This is a genomic window from Fructobacillus americanaquae, assembly GCF_024029775.1.
Taxonomy (GTDB): domain Bacteria; phylum Bacillota; class Bacilli; order Lactobacillales; family Lactobacillaceae; genus Fructobacillus; species Fructobacillus americanaquae.
Window position 1 is genome coordinate 358,303 of sequence record NZ_CP097122.1, and the last position, 17,975, is coordinate 376,277.

Sequence of the window (17,975 nt, forward strand, 5' to 3'; positions counted from 1 at the left end):
ATCTGCTTCTATTATACAAAAATTTATCGCAATTCGGGCATAAAATCAGCCGGCTTTAAATCGGCCATGCCAATCATTGGATTGGCCATGGCCTGTGTCAAAGTTGCCGCTGTCAACTCACTTTCGCCAACAACTTGGTCGGTAGCCAGTGACGCTTGAGCTGCTGATTTTTGCTGGGGGGAAGAAGTTAGTGATTGCTGGTCCATTTCGACAAGACTAGCAGTCACTGCTTGAGCCTGCGAGGCGAATTCCCGCTTAACTGCTACTTCCTTAACTCTTTGCTTGGCCGGCTGACCACCACGAGTAGGAGATTGATGATGAGAACTAACCGGTTGACCGTCACCAGAAGTTAATCGTTCATCTAAATGAGACTCTTGGCTACCAGATTGTGCTCTTTGTTCAACACGGTCAACCGTTTCCCCCTGACGCTTCACTGTTCGCTGGTTATGGCGATCTGCCTGCAAGGCCTGGGTACCTTGGTGACCATTGTGCCGGTCGATCAGCAACCCCTGTAAGAAGGTTTGCCGAACCGGTACTGGGTGAGTGGCAGCGTAATCGTATGCACTGTAATCGCCCACCATGACCAAGGACTCCTTGGCCCTGGTAATGGCAGTATAGACTAAGTTTTGATTCAGCATGATTTTAAATTGACCGGTTAAAACCAAAATGACCAACTTGAACTCATTTCCTTGCGCCTTATGAATCGTTGTGGCATAAGCGAGGGTCAGCTGATTTAAAGTCTTACTGGTATACCAGACCTCTTGACCAGCAAAATCAACGACCAATGAATCAGCAGCTACGCCAGGTTCCTTCTTATAGTGGATGGCAATTACCTGGCCCATGTCGCCATTATAAATGTCTCGTTCCGAATCATTTTCCAACTGAAGAACCTTGTCGCCCAGGCGAAAGATAGTCTCCCCCTGTTGTAAGGTCTTTTGACCAGGCTTAACAGGGTTAAAGAGGTCCTGGGCAATTTGATTTAAAGCCAAGACACCGGCCGACGTCTTATACATCGGTGCCAAAACTTGGACCTGATTGGCCGTAAACCCCTTCTTAACCGCCGCCTGCAATACCTGGCTAACAGCTCGTGGTACTTGGTCAGCTGTTGTTAAGAAAGTTGACCGGTCCAACTGATTTTCCTGAAAGTCCGGTGGTAAAATCCCAGCATTAATCGACTGGGCCAAAGTTGAAATACTGGAGCCCTTACCCTGACGGTAAATTCGTTCCAAGGCAATGTGTGGTACGGCCTGGCTTTGAATCAAATCATACAAGACGTTACCAGGACCAACGGAAGGCAATTGATCTGCATCCCCAACTAAGACGAGATGCATGTCCTTTGGCAGAGCAGCAAAAAGGCTTTCTGCCAAGGAAATATCCAGCATGGAGGCCTCATCAATGATTAAAAGGCCACCAGAAATCGGGTTATTGGCATCAAATTCGGCGTCATCGCCATCTGTAATACCGAGCAAGCGGTGAATGGTAGTCGCCTCATAACCCGTAATTTCGGTCATCCGCTTGGCCGCCCGACCTGTCGGCGAAGCCAGCCGGACACGATTTTGCTTAACCCAGTCTTTGTCGCGCCCTTGGCCTTTTGCCTGGTGGCGCACCAAAGCTTCCCAGGTCGCAACCAGCGTTTTCGTAACTGTTGTTTTACCCGTCCCCGGACCGCCTGTTAAAACAAAGACTTGGTTTGTCAAAGCTGCTTCAACCGCCCCCCGTTGGACCGCATCTAAGTTCAGGTTTTCTGGGACCACAAAGGTGGTATCAACCAAGTCCGGAGTCGTCAGAACGGCCGATTTAGCCTTTAATAGACTGTTGACCTTTGAGCTGACCAGGACTTCCGCTCCTTTTAAATCCGTTGGGCTGTAGTTACCGTCCTCATAGACCAACCGCTCTTGGCTCACCAAAGCCCCCAAGGCCTGGTCAATGGCCGCTTGCATGCCTGAGCCATTGTTCTGCAAGGTCGATTGGGCAGCAAAAAGCGCCTGGTCAACCGTTAGATAGGTGTGGCCAGCCGAGTAACAGGCATTTAAAATTCCAGCGTAGACACCGGCTTGAATCCTATCTGGATGATCGTCAGCAAAACCAGCCTGTTTAGCAATCGCGTCAACTTTTTTAAAGGGCAAACCATCAAATTCATATACTAAACGATAGGGGGTCTTCTGCAGAACTTCCTGTGCTTCCTCTCCATAATGATCAAAGAGCCGCCCCGCTACGTCTGCGGAAAGTCCAATTTGGTGACCAAGCAAAAATAGTTTCTCCAAGCCCAGGTTTTCCTGGATCTTTTCGGCCAAATCAGCGGCAACTTTTGGCTTAACGATGCCCTTTAAAACACTCGAATCGGCCAAAATTAAGTCAATTGCATTCTGACCCAAGTGGTCAACGATTTTTTCCGCAGTTTTCTTCCCCACGCCCGGAAAATCACCGGATGCAAAAAAGGCCACAAGTCCTTTCTCATCCGCTGGCATCTGATTTTCATAGCGAGCGGCTTGGAACTGTTGACCATATTTTGGATGCGTCACTAGTTGCCCATAAAAGGCATAGGTCGAACCGGGTTTAACCGAGGCGAAGGTTCCGGTAACAATGATTTCTTCTTCGTCCCAGTCCTCTAAATCAGTCTCGTCAACCGTAACAGACAAAATCTTAAAGTAGGAATCACTGGCCGAAAAAATCACATTTTGCAAGGTAGCCGTTATTTGATTGTCCTCTCGCATTGTCCTTACCATTGCCCCTTCACCATCTTATGTATCCGCTCCAATCAGAGCGGAACCAGTTTTAATTTGCCAAATGTTGGCCCGATTCCCCAACTTAAATAGTTGTACCGGCATCCTGGTCTTTATGCAAATAACTGGTTTCATTCCATTTTACCAAGTCAAAATCTTGGCCGTTCTTTGTTTCAATAATTGTCGTCGACGTATTCGACAGGCCACCCAAAGACCTAATTTGGTCACGAGGGATTCCCAGCAAGCTTGTCACCCCAAAAGTTAAAATCAGCCCATGGGCAACCACTAAAACGGCATCTTCTGGATGGTTGGCGATAATCTCTTGCATCATCTTTTGAAAACGAGTAACCGCCTTTGTATAGCCCTCACCGTTAAAGCCCTGGCCTTCAAAACTCTCCAAATGGTTCTTATAAACATCATAAGCTTCCGGATAGTTTTTCTGCACGTCCGCCATGGCCTGGCCTTCCCATTCGCCCAAGCCAACCTCAACGATGTTGGAATGCAAAGAAAGCCGTGGCTCGTTTGGCAAATCAGCCTGAATCCGTTCGGCAGTAACCTTCGCTCTTGGTAATGGTGAAGCGTAAACCCGGTCGATGTGCTTGTCTTTTAAGAAACCGGCAACCTTCTTCATATCCTCATAAGAACCAGGCAAAAGTGGAGAATCCCCCTGTGCCCCTTGAAAGCGCCGTTCCAAATTCCATTCAGTTTGCCCGTGACGGACGAAATAAAAAGTTGTCATGATTGCTTTTTTAATACCTGCCGGTCTTCTAATTCTTGTAAGTAGTAGCGATAAATCTTCACCACTTCGTCTTTATCTGTGCGAGCAAAGATGTCGACTGGGGCGGCAGCACCGGCTGACACCACAACCATCTTAAAGCCGGTCAAATCTTGATTAACGGTCACCTTCAGTCTAATTGATTGATCGACCGGAAGGTCTGGCTGCAATGGCCGCTTTAAAACAAATGCACCAGCATTGTTTGTCAAAAAGCCAAGATCCAATAAGGCAAATTTTTTAATTTGCGGATTAATTTCATATGTGCCATCGTGGGGGATGGTCACAGACTTTGCAAAAGCCATTGTTTTCTCCTTTAATAACTTTTATTTATTCAGCTAATTTCTTGACTGAGTTTGAGTCTGAGTAGGTCGAGCGAGCCACCAGTCCAGACTAGCTCCTCTGAATCACTACCCTTTCACGACAAAATCAGTAACGCAATCCCTTCGGAAAAAAGTTTTTCAACTGACCATTAACAAACTTGGCCCAGCCTAGTCCGTTACCATTGGCCGTCATCAACACAAAACCCTTTTGCAGCTTCTCTTTTGTATTGATCACATCACCATGAATGTAGGTTGCCAAGTCGTTATGAGCATCGAGGTCATAAACCTGCTGACCCGCCTGGCTCGGATCAACTGCCAAAGCCAGGGCGTGGTCTGGTTCAAAACGATTCTTCTTTAGGGTTCCTAGGCACAAGCCAGCTCGCAAAACCTTTGTCTTACTCAAATCAGGGCAGTCAACTGGCAGCAAGAATACCCGATCACCAAACGTCCTTAGTCGACTTTCATCTAGGTCAAAGCCAGGCAACGATTCTTGAAAGAAGTGTTCGATCAACGTCACATCGGCTTGAGACATCTTACTTGGTTTTTGTACCCTTGGCGGCTTAACGGGGCTTTCATCCTCCGCCAGCTCAGCCTTCTTCATCCGAGCCACAAAGTGACCCTCGCCAGGCAAATCTTGCGGCCATAAACGGGCAGTCTTTGCTAAATCAGGGTTGTCGTCAGCCCATTGTGGCCGCCCAGCCTGAATACCAGATCCGGCCGGCCGGTCAATCATCTCAATCATAAATTCTGGATAGTGTTCAGCCAACCAAGCGATTGTTTGTTCGTCCTCTTCTGGCGCGAAGGTACAAGTTGAATAAATCAGCTCACCACCAGGCCGAACCAGTTTCACCGCCGCTGTCAAAATTTCATGCGAGCGAATGGCACATTCCGTCGGATAATCAGCCGACCAGTATTGGATGGCATCATGATCCTTACGAAACATCCCTTCACCCGAGCAAGGGGCGTCGAGAAGCACCTTATCAAAGTATGCTGGTAAAGCCTTGGCAAGGTCGCTGGCATCCATCGATGAAACCACGGCATTTTTCACGCCAAACCGTTCAATATTTTCAGACAAAATTTTGGCTCGAGCAAAAAAAATTTCATTTGTCCATAATAATCCCTGGCCATTAAGTTGGCTAGCAATATGCGTTGACTTGCCACCAGGAGCGGCAGCCAAATCTAAAATTTTTTCACCCGGTTGTGCGTTGACTACTTCACCAACAAATTGAGCCGATGGCTCTTGTGAATAAACCAGGCCGGTTAAATGATCAATCCCTTTGCCAGCCACTTGACCAAAGTACCCCCATTGACCATATGGAACCTTCTTGGTCAGCGATAAATCTCTTGGTATCTGCTGGGCCTTCAAGGGGTTAATCCGAAAACCCTTCTGACCGGGTTCTTGGAGTGCCTGCAAAAAAGGCCCACTGGCGCTCCCGAGCAGGTCTTGGTATTTATCAATAAAGGCTTGCGGTAAGTCCATTGGGGCCTCTTTCTTTTACATGTGATTTGCACGGATTAACCAAATTGTCTACAAATACTTGGCATCCTCTACTTCATCCTGACTGGTCAAAATCTTTGGACCATCCTTGGTAATCGCCAATGTATGCTCGTATTGAGCTGACCATGAGCCATCCAAGGTACGCACCGTCCAACCATCTTCTGGCGTATCATCGGTTTCGACTTCCCAGCCACCCAAGTTGATCATTGGTTCAATGGTAATCACCATTCCTTCCTTAAGGCGCAAGCCATGACCTGGTTTGCCATAATGAGGCACCTGTGGGTCTTCATGCATCGTTGGACCAACCCCGTGACCAATATACTGGCGAACATCACCATAGCCATTCTGATTTTCAGTGTAGTCCTGAATGGCCCAACCAATATCACCAATTCGATTACCAATCACTGCCTGGTCAATACCCAGATACAGTGATTTTTTTGCAACTTCCATCAACTTTTTAACTTCGGGTGAAACATTGCCGACAGCGTATGTCCATGCTGAGTCGGAGACAGCTCCATCTAAGCCAACAACCGTATCAACTTTGACCAAGTCACCATCTTTTAATTTCAGGCCCTTACGAGGTAGACCATGAGCGACTTCGCTATTGACCGAAATCGTCGTTGCATACTTAAAGCCTTCAAAACCAATTTGCAGTGGCACACCACCATGATCTTCAATGTAAGCTTTACACTTTAATTCAATGTCCCAGGTATCAACGCCCGGCTTAATAAAGTCGCGCAACATCAAGTGCATTCCGGCAATAATTGCACCGGATTTCTTCATGGCCGCAATTTCTCGCGGTGACTTCAAACTAATCATCAGGTACCCCTTTTTTCCAATGTTAAACTATTTTCATTATATCATTTTCCGGACCCTTTTGAGTCCTTGTCGCTTTTGACATTTTTTTGTAATATTGGTTGACAATCTCTGGGCACTTGTCGATAATGGAGCTAAGAATAAGAAATAAAGGAGATACCGTTATGAAGAACTTTTTATTGGGCGCTTCCCTCTTTGGTAATGCCGCCCTCGCTTATCTTTTATTGAAGGATGACGATCGCATGGCTGACTTGAAAAAGAAGGCCAACGAATTCACTGAAGCTGGCAAACAAAAGGGAGAAGAACTCGTTTCCCTTGGCAAGCAAAAAGCCAGTGAGCTTTCAGAAGCTGGTAAGGAAAAAGCAGAGCAAGTAGAAACTGCTGCTGCTGATTCTTTGGATGAACAATTGGCCAAGTTAAAGGAACGTGCCGGTATCAACCAAGCAAAATAAGCAGTAAAAAAGGAGCTCGAAACGGCTCCTTTTTTTGATGCTTACCAGAACTTCAACCAGTGATAAATCTTTTGCCACCAGTGTCCAAGATGATATGTTTGTTGATTGACCAATTGAAGCGTCTGCTCCTTTGCACTTACCTCTGGTAAGAACTCGGCCTTCAGAGTTGGCTGAACAGTCAGGACTGTCGCCTGTTTCTTGGTAACAGTCGATTGCAGACGACTTGGTCTTTGGTAGCCCAATGCAGTCTGATTTTTGGTTAACCAAAAGGTCCTGTTTTGTCCGATAACTAGGCTTTGATGACCACCAGCCAAATTTTTATTTTTGAACTGATTTTTTGTTACCGCTTGCCCCTTTTGATAGGTAACAGGCGTGTAGTGATCGAGGGCTTGGTTGACCACATCAATCGTATTTTGGTAGCGTTGTACCTGGTCCGTATAGCGACCAGCGCCAGAAACCACGGTGATAAATTCATGACCACTTTGATCTTTAATCAACCCAGTTAGCGCACCACCTGATGCCGGCGTCGAACCAGTCTTCAGCCCCTCAAAAGTCAGATTTTTAGAATTCGTCAGTTTTGACTTGATTTCTTGATCAAACTTGGCCCCCTCCGTCAGCTTAATCTTGGTTTCATTGGCCGATGGATGGTAAACCAAGCCCCGTTTCTCATAGTAAGAGCGAATCTTCGGATCTGCTCGAATCACTTGATAGGCTAAGATAGCCAGCTGTTTCACGGAAGCGGTGTTCTCTGCATCCGGATTGGCATCTTGAACTTGATAGTCAAAGGCGTCCTTGTTAACTTGACCTGCGGCATTGTACCACTTTGATCCAGTTAACTTCAAATCCTTTGCCCAGCCCTCAAGGGCCTGCTGCTGTGTCTGGTTTTGTTCTTTGGCAAAATCAGCCAAGGCCAAGGCCGCATCATTCGCACTGGAAGTAAACATTGCTGCAAAAAGCTCCTTGACAGCTAACTTTTGACCTACAGAGATTTCTAGGTGGGCGAAAGTTGCGGTATCCTTTTGTGACCAATCGGACTGCTGAGTGATCGTCACCAGACTGTCCCAGGTAAAGCGCTTCTGTTTTATTCCTTGCAAAATACCATAAGCGGTTAACATCTTACTTTGGGAGGCAATACCAATTTTTTTGTCAGCTCCCTTTTCACCAAGAACTTGTCCCGTTTGTGCGTCAACCACAATGGCATTTCTGGCAGCAACCTGAAGCGTCATCGGTAAAGCTGTCTGCTTTGGCCCAATAGATTGTATTTGAACGTTATTTTCTAATGCAACAACCGTTAGAAAGAGCGATAATATTAGCACCAAGATGGCACCAATGGCTGCCATCTTTTTTGGCGCTGTAAAATCAGTTCTAACTTGTTGCTGAAAAAGGGCTAATCGGGAAGACGGTCGGACAAGGGCAGCGTCTTCATCATGTTTATGCTTTCGTTTCCACATCATTTAATTCAATTTTTAGTGCGTACCGAAGAGACGGTCCCCTGCATCCCCAAGACCGGGAACAATGTAGCCATCCTCATTTAGGCCTTCATCAATCGAAGCCGTGTAGACATCAACATCAGGGTGGGCAGAAGTAACTGCTTGAATTCCTTCTGGTGATGAAACAAGGGTAATCAACTTAATCTGTTCAGCGCCGCGCTTTTTCAAAGCAGAAATCGCATCCTTAGCTGATCCACCAGTTGCTAACATTGGATCGACCAACAAAACTTCACGTTGGTCAATGTCTTCTGGCAGCTTAATGAAGTATTCTACCGGTTCCAATGTTTTTTCATCGCGGTACATCCCAATATGACCAACCTTAGCAGCCGGAATCAATTGCAAAATCCCATCAACCATACCCAAACCAGCACGTAAAATTGGCACAACGGCTAATTTCTTACCAGCTAATTGTTTCTTAGTTGTTTCTTGAATTGGTGTTTTTACCTGAACTTTTTCCAGTGGCAAGTCGCGACTGGCCTCATAGGTCAACAACATCGCCAATTCATCGACTAATGCTCGAAAGTCCTTTGTTCCGACCTTCTCATCGCGAATGATTGTCAACTTGTGTTGGATCAATGGATGGTTTACTTCAACGACTTGTCCCATGATTGTAACTCGCTTTCCAAATAAATGTGAATTTAACTCATATCCATTATAGCAAAAACTAGGCATTCACTTTAATCTTTTTAAAAATCAACAACCGAACTTTTTTCCGGTCTGATTTAAATTGAAAGGCCCCCTCTTTTTTTGTATAATAATAGAGTTCGCGCTTATAGTTTAACAGGATAAAACGGGGACCTCCTAAGTCTTTGCTCCCAGTTCGAGTCTGGGTAGGCGCATAGATACCGTTAATATATCAACGTTTATAAGTCATCTGCACGACTTTCGCACGACAATACGAACTGTCAATTAAAAAACACCCCAATCTCAATCGCGAGACTAGGGTGTTTTTTATTGTCATATGGAAGCCGACACAACAGTGCCCACAAGATTATTATAAAAAAATAGCCAAGCAAAATGCTCGGCTATCTCTCGGACAGTTTTTGTTATTCAATAACTAAATTATATCATAACCACTAAATGGCGATTTATTTTGTTCGCCTTTCCTGAATAAGTTGTTCTAACTCATTGAGGTCGTCTTCTGTTGCTAACTTGCGAATGAACGATCGTGAATAGGTTCTATATGATAGATACTTTTTGTGTTCTTTGTTCTTTTCAGCCCAGCGCTTATTAGCTTCATTTTGTGCAGTCGTTGAACTCTCATAAACTGCAGGACGACCCATTTTTTTATCTGCCATTTACATCACCACCATTATTATTTTCATTACTAAAGTTATCAAAGCCAGTACGAATAATGTTAACCAAGTCTTTGTATTTCTTTTCATAACCATGTTAAGATAAGTGTACAGGAAAAGCCCTTGCGGGCTCTTGACTATCTAAGATATATAATCTTATTGATAAAGCCAATCAAAGTATTTGCAAAGTATAGGATAACCATTGACCCGGTAAGCCATATTAGCAAATGCTTTTTTGTTTCCTTTTTGCTTGACATACCTGGTCATTTGCTTATGAAAAAAGCAGCCACTGCTCTGGCTGCAGAAAAATCAAAATTATTCAGGGCGCAAGTTTGGTAACTTGGCCACAAGAACTCGACCAATCAAGAGTACTAACAGGCCGTTGGCGATCATTTCAAAACCAGCGTTAAATCCCAGAATACCAACTAACCAGGTAAACAGGTGAGCATGTGGAATGCCCATACCACTAACAGGAAAGAGCTTAAAGGCCACTGTCGTACTCGCAATTACTAAGGCGGTGTTCAAAAAAGATCCAAAAGCGCCAAGGAGGAAGAATCCCCACCATGGCGACCGGGCCTTTTTCATCACTAAGAAAGCTAAGTAACCGGACAAAAGACCAACTATTAATCTTGGTACTAAAGCCGTCACTGGATTGGAAAAAATTAGTGAACCAATGGTTCCAGGGTGCATTAAATTGCGAATCCAAGACGTCATCCCCCAAAAGAGACCAACCACTAGCCCCGAACGTGGGCCAAGTACTAGACCCGCTAAAACGGCGGTCATCGGTACAATCGTGACCGAAGCACCAATAATGAAAGCTCCTAAAGGTAAGGAGCCTAAGAATGGCACGAAACTTTGTAATAGTACGATGGCCACAAAAACTGTTGTCGCCACAAAACGCTTCGTTTTCATTGTTGACATAACTGATTTTCTCCTCACTTTGGACGTCCCAGAAATTATACAGACTGCCCGAAAAGATGTCAACAATACGGTCTCATGTTGTTCCACTTAGAAAGTGATCAATAACCGGTTTAATCGTGGTGCATAGATGTCACCAAAACGGACAAAATGAAGTAAAACATAATAAAATTCATACCACTTGAACCGCTCTTGATAACCATCCTCGAGCGGATAAACGGCTTCATAAGCACTATAAAAGTCTTCATTAAAACCCGGAAAGACTTTCGAAACGGCCAAATCGTATTCACGATCACCGTAAAAAGAGTTTGGATCAATGAATACTGGCTGGTCATTGGTATCAAACATAAAATTCCCAGCCCACAAATCACCATGTAACAATGATGGTTCTACCTGGCAAACATGGTCATCTGCCAAAATCGTTTTTTTAAGATTTTCAAAGTGATCACCGCGTTGACTTAACCATAAGGCTTTCTTCTGTGCTAGAGCCATTAAAGGTTCTAGGCGTTGATGCACAAAAAATCCCCCCCAAGAGCTTGACCAAGCGTTATTCTTTGGAAAATAATCATGATCCGCATTAACTTCAAAACCAAAGGCTTTCCCTTTCACGTGATGAAGCTTAGCCAAAGCCTCTCCTAGGGCCGACTGATTGTTCGAACCGGCTTCAATCCAATTCATTAACAAGTAAGCACTTCCTTGGTTTTCTCCCTGCTTGATTACCTTTGGCACTTTGACCCACTCACTCAAAGCTTTCAAAGAAGTCACTTCGTGGTCAAAATAATGTCGGTCTTGATTAGGTTGAACCTTCAAAAAGTACCGCTTGTCACCCGAATAAAGTGAGTAGGTTGTGCTGGTATCGACACCATTAACCGGCTTTACGTCGTTGGGATTTTGCAAATTTAATCGGGTGATGAAATCCATGCTAATTTTACTAACTGCTGCCATCGTATCCTCCTAAATCAAATAAAAAAAACAGCTTTCCATTAAAACGGAAAACTGTTTTTGAGAAAAAAGAGGCCTGTAAAGTCTGATCAGTAACTGGTAAAAATGTCTGCCACACAAATTCGACCATCAGGTTCCTCCTTTGTTGTTCGTGACTTAACTGTACCACATTTATTGCACTAGCAACACTCAATTTCACTAATTTAGTCTCACTGATCTGATCCATTCAAACGAATTTACATTAAATCAGCACCAGCAGCACGGTTAACAATCGTTTGACCATCTTCCATTGTTAGTCGGCCATCCTCATAAACTGTTTGCAGTAAATCTTGTCCTGGTGTATCGAGACTAACCGTGTGGATTCGGCCCTTTTCATCGGCCACAACCTTTTGCAAACCAGCCTTCGAGGCCTTTGACGGATCAGTCTTTGGCTGCTTTTGAATAACTAAATTCTGACCATCGGTCGTATGCGCATAGGCTGCCTTAATGGCAAAGCGTTCGGTATCACGAGTAAAGCCCTCTTGGAGCAAACCGCCACCAGAACCAACCACCAAATTATCCGTGGACCAACCATGTTTAATCAGCGCCTCGTACAATGCAATAATGGTCTCGGCCTTCATCCCATCTCCCTGAATCAAACCAACATTGTGCTTCAAAACTTTATAACCTTTATCGTTGGCTTCCGTACCAAAAATTTCGGCCAAAAGCTCCAAAACAGCTAAGTCGATTGTTTCGGGGTCGCCCGAATCAGGACGCAAAACCACCCGCCCAGCTCGGTTCTTAATCCGTTCCACCAATTGTTCAGACCCAATGACGTTCCGAACAAAATTAAAGGTATCGTAGGAATCAATCACAATTGAAACCAATGCGTCGTCTGGCGTACGATCCAATTGAGCATTGACATAGTTGAACTCTCCTTCACCAGGACCATAAGCAGTTGCCACCGAATGCTCCGTTGCCCAAATTGATAAGGCCCGACCCGCAACACCATACACATGCTCAAAGTAGTTTGAAGCCAAGAGGTTATCTGAGCCACGGAAGTGCAATAAGTGAGCAGCACCTCCTTGAGCGCCAGCCTCCACGCCTGTTGCGCCACGAAAACCAAAGTCGTTCACCATCAAGGGAAGCGAGGTCACGGTTCCCGTCTTCTCAACCAGTGGTAACAAACGCTTTTTGATATACATCGAATTGGTCGCAATCGTGGTTGGATACCAAACATGCATCAACAGTGATTCCAAAGCATTTAGTGAAGTGGCAAACCAATCACGAGTTGACTCCAACGTGAACAAGGCGTTTCCTGCAGGAACTTCCATCCCTTCTGGCAGAGCCTTAATTTTAACCGGGAAATAACCCAAATCACGGACCCTTTCCCAAACTTCGCGGTTAAAGTATTTCTTGGTTCCAAAGGTTTCTTCTGAAACCCGCTCCGCCTCGTCAATCATCTCATCCGTCACCGGCGTTTGAAAGTAGTCATGAAGAATCATCGAGAGTCCAAACCAGGATACAGTTGGGTATTTGCCACCAATTCGAGCTTCCCCATAAGAATACAACTTATCGATGTTTTGTGGGTACTGTAAATGATGAGTCAACTTATAGGCGTCAGTTGCTAAAATCAAATTAATGGTCATGCTTCAATCTCCTTTAGTGGCGTATTAGCAAGTTCATTCGTAATATCTTGAAAATCAGCCTGCGACCGATATCGTAAAATCCGCCAATCATAATGAACATTGTCATGGATTTCATCAATATAGGGGGTAAATTCACCCTCAAGGGCTAAAATTAGGTAACCAGCAAAGGCCTTGGTAAAATCAGCTGAATTTGCCACAACTTTGACCAAGGTCTGGTCCGCAGTGAAGAAGCCAACGGCTAACTGATCGCCGGCCCAATTAACCTCCAAAGCCCAACGTAGTGAAATCCAGTCCGAAAGGCTAATTCCTAGATTTAACAGGTAATCGGTTGTCAACCGAATATGAATCGGATGTTTTGACAAGTTAGCCTGATTGGCGTTCCCCAACTGATCCAAACAATGCGAAAAGTAAAGACAGAGCCGCTCCAAATCAGCGACTGCTAATTCCTTTTGTCCATCGGCGAAGGCTTGTAAATCACTCATTTGCAGACCAGTCGCTGTCCCAACTTGTTCGATACTTTGTTGACTTAATTGTTGTAAAATTCGAAAATTATTCATGGTTTTATTATAACAAGTTTTGACCAAAGAAAAAGCAGGTCGACGAACGTCGAACCTGCCTAAGAACTAATTTTTTACTGTTGCTTTTTCTTTTTCATCAATGATCGTAATACACCAATAACTGAAGGTAACAACGTCACTAAAACAATGCCCATAATAATCAATGAGAAATGTTCGCGGACGAAGGGAATGTTACCAAACAAAGCACCAGCACCGGTTGCAATGAAAGTCCATGAAAGCGCAGCAATCATAGTAAATTCAAGAAACTTACGAAAGTTGTACTTTGATAAACCAGCCACAGAAGGGACGAATGTTCGCACGATTGGAATATAGCGGCCTAAGATGATGGCCATCGCGCCTCGCTTCGCAAAGAATTGCTCAGCTTCTTCAATATATTTAGGCTTAATCATAATTGAAAACGGCCGGTGATTTAACAACTCGCGCCCGCCAGTTCGTAGAATCCAATAATTCATTGAATCACCGACAACAGAGGCAATAAAGAAAACCACCATAAAAACCCAATGATTCAAACCGGCTTCTTGGCCAGCTGGTGTCATTGAAATGGCACCAGCAGCAAACAACAGTGAATCACCTGGTAGAAATGGCAAAACCACTGCCCCAGTTTCAATCAAAACAATCACAAATAAAATCAAATAGGTCCAGATACCAAAGTGGGAAACCAAGTTTGCCAGGTGGACATCAATGTGCAAGGTAAAATCAATTATGCTACTCATTCTTTTCTCCGTTTTGTAAGGCTCAGCATCACGCTGTACTAGCCAGTGACATTCAACAAGCATAAGCCTATTGGGTGGTGGTTGTTGACAGGTTCTACTTTCTTACTAGGATACTGTTTTTTGGACTCAGCAACCATACCAATCAAATCTAAGCTTCTTCTGATTTATTTTCAGAATCCAAAGATAAAATTAGTCTCGTTTTTTCATCAAAACACGTTAAGCCTTTTTAAAGGCCTGGACAGTCGTAAAGACAATTAACCAGATAGTAGCGCCAATTGCGGGTACCATCGCACTTTGGTTAAAGAACAACGTCAGGTAAATCAGGACAAAGCCGATAATGGCAATTGGCACAAAGAACTTTGGCGCAATCATCAAGAAACCGTCCTTCAAGTAGTCGTTTGACTTACGGTACTGCCAGTAAGTTACCAGCGTCAACACATAAATCATGATAAACAGATCTGTTGAGGCAGAGGTAACGAAAGTAAAGGCATCCGAAATTTGTGGTAAAACGGCAATAATGGCAGAACAAGCCACCAAAGCTGCTGTAATCAAAACAGCATTAGCAGGCAACTTGTGCTTTGACATCTTGGTAAACGGCTTCAAGGCCTTGTTCTTTGATTCAACAGCCAATGAATAGAAGTTTCGTGAAGCTGAGAAAATCACAGAGTTCAAAGCAGAAGCAGCAGATGTCAAAACAACAAAGTTAACTAAAGCTGCAGCCCAGTTAACCCCAGCTAACTTAAAGACGACCACAAAGGGACTTTGGTTAGCTGGAATTTGTTGCCATGGATAGATAACCATGATGGTTGCCAAGGCGCCTAAGTAGAAAAACAAAATTCGGAAAGGAATTTGGTTAATTGCCTTTGGCAAAACCTTACGAGCATCCTTTGTTTCGGCTGCTGTCATTCCGATAAATTCCATTCCAACGAAAGCAAACATAACCATCTGGAAACTATTAATAAAGTTACCGACACCATTTGGCATCAGTGAGAAGTTACTAACCAAGTTGTTAACCGAAACTGGTCCTTGGCTCGTCTTAAAGCCGGTCAACAGCATGATAATTCCAGTAGCAATCAGTGACAAAATAGCCACAATCTTAATCATCGCAAACCAGAATTCAGCTTCACCATACAATGCTACCGCAATCAAATTAACTGAAGTTAAAATCACGAGAATCACAATTTGGATTAACCAAGCTGGCCATGATGGAAACCAAAATTGCACGTACTTTCCAATCGCTGTTAATTCGGCCATTCCCATGAAGGCAACGGTCAACCAATAAGACCAGGAAGCAAAAGTTCCAGTTTTCTTGCCCAAGTACTTAGACATGAAGGCAATAAACGTATGCTGGGTTGGGTCAGCATACAGCATTTCCCCAATCGCACGCATCACAACAAACATTAATAGGCCAATAACGGCATATGTTAGCAAAATTGCTGGTCCAGCAAAGTGAATCGAATCCCCGGCACCCATGAAAAGTCCGGTTCCAATCGTTCCACCGATGGCAATCAGCTGAACATGACGGTTACTGAGCCCTTTATCTCCCTCAAGAGCTCCGTTATTTTCTGAAGACATGATTTATCTCTTTTAATCCTTTAATTTCGCGTTTAAAAACACTCTTACAAACAACAAATCAATTCACTAGCGAGTGGCTTGATTGTTGGTGACTACATTACTCTTCTACTCGAGAGTAGTTGGCAACATCTTTTAAGACTAAGTCTTTAAAGGCGTCAGCCGACATCTTCTCTGTTGCTTGTTGACCATAGCGACGAACCGTAACCGTTTGGTTATCTTGTTCATCATCACCCAAGACCAACGTATATGGGACCTTTTTGGTTTGCGCTTCACGAATCAAATAGCCCATCTTAGCTTCCTTCGTTTCAACGTTGGCACGCAAGCCGGCTTCCTGCAGCCCTTGCTTAATCTGGTTGGCATAGGCACCATGAGCACCGTTGTTAACAGGAATAATTTGCACTTGCAAAGGTGCTAGCCAAGTTGGGAAAGCACCCTTATAGATTTCAATCAAGTAGGCCGTAAAGCGTTCCATCGTTCCAACAATACCACGATGGAGCATCACTGGCCGATGATTGTCTTGACCATCCTCACCAACATAAGTCAAATCAAAGCGTTCTGGCAACAAGAAGTCCAACTGGATGGTTGACAATGTTTCTTCACCACCCAAGGCCGTCTTGGTTTGAATGTCCAACTTAGGACCGTAAAAGGCCGCTTCACCTGGAGCTTCGAAATAATCCAAGCCCATGTCGTCCATGGCCCGCTTCAACTGCGCCTGTGACTTTTCCCACATTTCATCGTCATCAAAGTACTTGGCAGTGTTTTCAGGATCACGGTATGACAAACGGAAACGGTAATCCGTGATATTAAAGTCTTCGTAGACAGCCATTGTCATCTTCAAAATTGACTTGAATTCTTCTTCCAATTGGTCTGGTGCCACGAAAGTGTGCCCATCGTTCAAAGTCATTTCACGAACACGTGACAAACCAGTCAAGGCTCCAGACTTTTCATAACGGTGCATCATACCCAATTCAGCAATACGCAATGGCAAGTCGCGGTAAGAGCGTGGCTTGTGCTGGTAAACTGAAATGTGAGAAGGACAATTCATTGGACGCAATTCCAAGTACTCGCCATCCCCCATGTCCATTGGTGGGAACATGTCTTCACGGTAGTGATCCCAGTGACCCGAAGTCTTATACAAGTTCAAGTTTGACAAAACTGGTGTGTAAACATGCAAGTAATCGTTGGCCAATTCCTTGTCGACGATATAACGCTCCACTTGGCGGCGGATAGTTGCACCATTTGGCAACCAAACTGGTAACCCTGAGCCAACCTTTTGACTCGTAAAGAACAAATCTAAGTCACGCCCAATATTACGGTGATCACGTTCCTTGGCTTCAGCACGACGTTGCAAATCGGCTTCCAAATCTTCGGCATTCCAGAAGGCCGTTCCATAAACACGTTGCAAAACGGCGTTATCTGATTGACCACGCCAGTATGAACCGGCAACAGAAACCAACTTAAAGTGCTTAATCCAACCAGTTGATGGCACCAAACCACCACGGTCTAATTCAATATGTTCACCTTGAACGGCCACCGAAATCGGCTCGTCTTCAGGCAAATCATTAATCAATTCCACCTTATATGGGTCGTCCTTGAAAGTTTCCAAGGCTTCAGCACGAGTAATTTCATGTGACAAGATTGGCAAATCTTCTTTAACAATCTTCTTCATCATCGCTTCGATTTCTGGAAAATCTTCCACAGAAACTTGGTTTCCAGCACCGTTATCAGTATCGTAATAGAAACCATTTTCGATAAATGGTCCAACTCCGAAGTGTGCATGAGCAAACTTTGGCAAGCGACGCATTGCTTGAGCAAGCAAGTGCGCGGTCGAGTGACGCAGGATGTCCAATGATTCCTCGTCGGCGGTAGTGATTAATTGAAAATCACCACCCGCGGTCAGAGGATCATTCATCCCAACATAGTGTCCATTCAGCTTTGCTGAAACAGACTTTTTTGCCAATGACTTTGCAATGGAACTTGCAACATCAATGGGCTTGATGCCAGCTTCGTAAGACTTCTTAGCGCCATCAGGGAAATTTAATGTAATTTCTGCCATTATGATTGCCTTCTTTCTTTTTTCAAATTGCTGATTTGGAAAATGAAACATAAAAAAACCCTTTGTGCGTTTGCACAAAGGGACGTGTCACCGTGGTACCACCCAATTTCCAGATAAAACCAATATCTGGGTCTTTGAGACAGCTAACGGTGTCAACCGGGTTAACTTTCAATTCCTACTCGCTAACCATTCAGAG

The 17,975-nt window shown here is 44.4% G+C and carries 17 protein-coding genes, 1 tRNA gene and 1 other annotated feature (1 of these 19 running past the window's edge); of the genes, 2 read left to right on the forward strand and 16 right to left on the reverse strand.

Going from position 1 to position 17,975, the window contains the following annotated elements; translation table 11 throughout:
• Nucleotides 1–23: 23 nt before the first annotated feature.
• The 5 genes from recD2 to map all read right to left on the reverse strand — a co-directional run bounded on the left by recD2 (nt 24) and on the right by map (nt 6,135).
• Nucleotides 24–2,714, reverse strand: a complete 2,691-nt coding sequence (recD2, locus tag M3M36_RS01555) for an SF1B family DNA helicase RecD2 (protein ID WP_252774114.1) — start codon at nt 2,712–2,714, stop codon at nt 24–26.
• 94 nt (nt 2,715–2,808) lie between these two features.
• On the reverse strand, nt 2,809–3,462 hold the full coding sequence (locus M3M36_RS01560) for a histidine phosphatase family protein (RefSeq protein WP_252774115.1): 654 nt from the start codon (nt 3,460–3,462) through the stop codon (nt 2,809–2,811).
• Nucleotides 3,459–3,800 carry a DUF1831 domain-containing protein gene (locus M3M36_RS01565; RefSeq protein WP_252774116.1) on the reverse strand — a complete coding sequence of 114 codons (342 nt, stop codon included), beginning with the start codon at nt 3,798–3,800 and terminating at the stop codon, nt 3,459–3,461. Before M3M36_RS01565 ends, M3M36_RS01560 begins: the two co-directional genes overlap by 4 nt.
• A gap of 124 nt (nt 3,801–3,924) precedes the next feature.
• A complete protein-coding gene (locus tag M3M36_RS01570; RefSeq protein ID WP_252774117.1) occupies nt 3,925–5,298 on the reverse strand; it encodes an RsmF rRNA methyltransferase first C-terminal domain-containing protein in 1,374 nt (457 codons plus the stop codon).
• Nucleotides 5,299–5,346: 48 nt separating this feature from the next.
• Nucleotides 5,347–6,135 (reverse strand): type I methionyl aminopeptidase, encoded by a 789-nt coding sequence (gene map / locus M3M36_RS01575; RefSeq protein WP_047974386.1) that lies wholly within the window; start codon nt 6,133–6,135, stop codon nt 5,347–5,349.
• 161 nt (nt 6,136–6,296) lie between these two features.
• Here map and M3M36_RS01580 point away from each other — a divergent pair, with 161 nt between their 5' ends.
• Nucleotides 6,297–6,584, forward strand: coding sequence for a hypothetical protein (locus tag M3M36_RS01580; RefSeq protein ID WP_252774118.1), 288 nt, complete (start codon nt 6,297–6,299; stop codon nt 6,582–6,584).
• A gap of 41 nt (nt 6,585–6,625) precedes the next feature.
• On the opposite strand, the gene M3M36_RS01585 is transcribed toward M3M36_RS01580, so the two are convergent.
• Complete coding sequence (locus tag M3M36_RS01585; RefSeq protein WP_252774119.1) at nt 6,626–8,038, reverse strand: D-alanyl-D-alanine carboxypeptidase family protein; 1,413 nt, start codon at nt 8,036–8,038, stop codon at nt 6,626–6,628.
• Nucleotides 8,039–8,050: 12 nt separating this feature from the next.
• Nucleotides 8,051–8,680, reverse strand: a complete 630-nt coding sequence (upp, locus tag M3M36_RS01590) for a uracil phosphoribosyltransferase (protein ID WP_252774120.1) — start codon at nt 8,678–8,680, stop codon at nt 8,051–8,053.
• A gap of 160 nt (nt 8,681–8,840) precedes the next feature.
• Between upp and M3M36_RS01595 the strand changes: the two genes are divergently transcribed.
• A tRNA-Arg gene (locus tag M3M36_RS01595) sits at nt 8,841–8,913 on the forward strand.
• 249 nt (nt 8,914–9,162) lie between these two features.
• On the opposite strand, the gene M3M36_RS01600 is transcribed toward M3M36_RS01595, so the two are convergent.
• From M3M36_RS01600 to thrS, 9 genes are all read right to left on the reverse strand, one after another.
• Entirely contained in the window at nt 9,163–9,372 is a 210-nt protein-coding gene (locus M3M36_RS01600; RefSeq protein ID WP_252774121.1) for a hypothetical protein, read from the reverse strand.
• A gap of 312 nt (nt 9,373–9,684) precedes the next feature.
• A complete protein-coding gene (locus tag M3M36_RS01605) occupies nt 9,685–10,290 on the reverse strand; it encodes an ECF transporter S component (RefSeq protein WP_252774122.1) in 606 nt (201 codons plus the stop codon).
• 87 nt (nt 10,291–10,377) lie between these two features.
• Nucleotides 10,378–11,232, reverse strand: a complete 855-nt coding sequence (locus M3M36_RS01610) for a fructosamine kinase family protein (protein ID WP_252774123.1) — start codon at nt 11,230–11,232, stop codon at nt 10,378–10,380.
• Complete coding sequence (locus M3M36_RS01615) at nt 11,219–11,359, reverse strand: hypothetical protein (RefSeq protein WP_252774124.1); 141 nt, start codon at nt 11,357–11,359, stop codon at nt 11,219–11,221. Before M3M36_RS01615 ends, M3M36_RS01610 begins: the two co-directional genes overlap by 14 nt.
• Nucleotides 11,360–11,465: 106 nt before the next feature.
• A complete protein-coding gene (locus M3M36_RS01620) occupies nt 11,466–12,857 on the reverse strand; it encodes a nicotinate phosphoribosyltransferase (RefSeq protein WP_252774125.1) in 1,392 nt (463 codons plus the stop codon).
• Entirely contained in the window at nt 12,854–13,414 is a 561-nt protein-coding gene (locus M3M36_RS01625) for an XRE family transcriptional regulator (protein ID WP_252774126.1), read from the reverse strand. Before M3M36_RS01625 ends, M3M36_RS01620 begins: the two co-directional genes overlap by 4 nt.
• A gap of 74 nt (nt 13,415–13,488) precedes the next feature.
• Nucleotides 13,489–14,148 (reverse strand): VTT domain-containing protein, encoded by a 660-nt coding sequence (locus M3M36_RS01630; RefSeq protein ID WP_252774127.1) that lies wholly within the window; start codon nt 14,146–14,148, stop codon nt 13,489–13,491.
• Between the two features lie 216 nt (nt 14,149–14,364).
• Nucleotides 14,365–15,723: an amino acid permease gene (locus M3M36_RS01635; RefSeq protein ID WP_252774128.1), complete on the reverse strand. Its 1,359-nt coding sequence runs from the start codon at nt 15,721–15,723 to the stop codon at nt 14,365–14,367.
• A gap of 97 nt (nt 15,724–15,820) precedes the next feature.
• Nucleotides 15,821–17,779, reverse strand: coding sequence for a threonine--tRNA ligase (gene thrS / locus M3M36_RS01640; protein WP_252774129.1), 1,959 nt, complete (start codon nt 17,777–17,779; stop codon nt 15,821–15,823).
• A gap of 75 nt (nt 17,780–17,854) precedes the next feature.
• Nucleotides 17,855–17,975: a binding site (T-box leader), on the reverse strand; it runs 93 nt beyond the window's last position.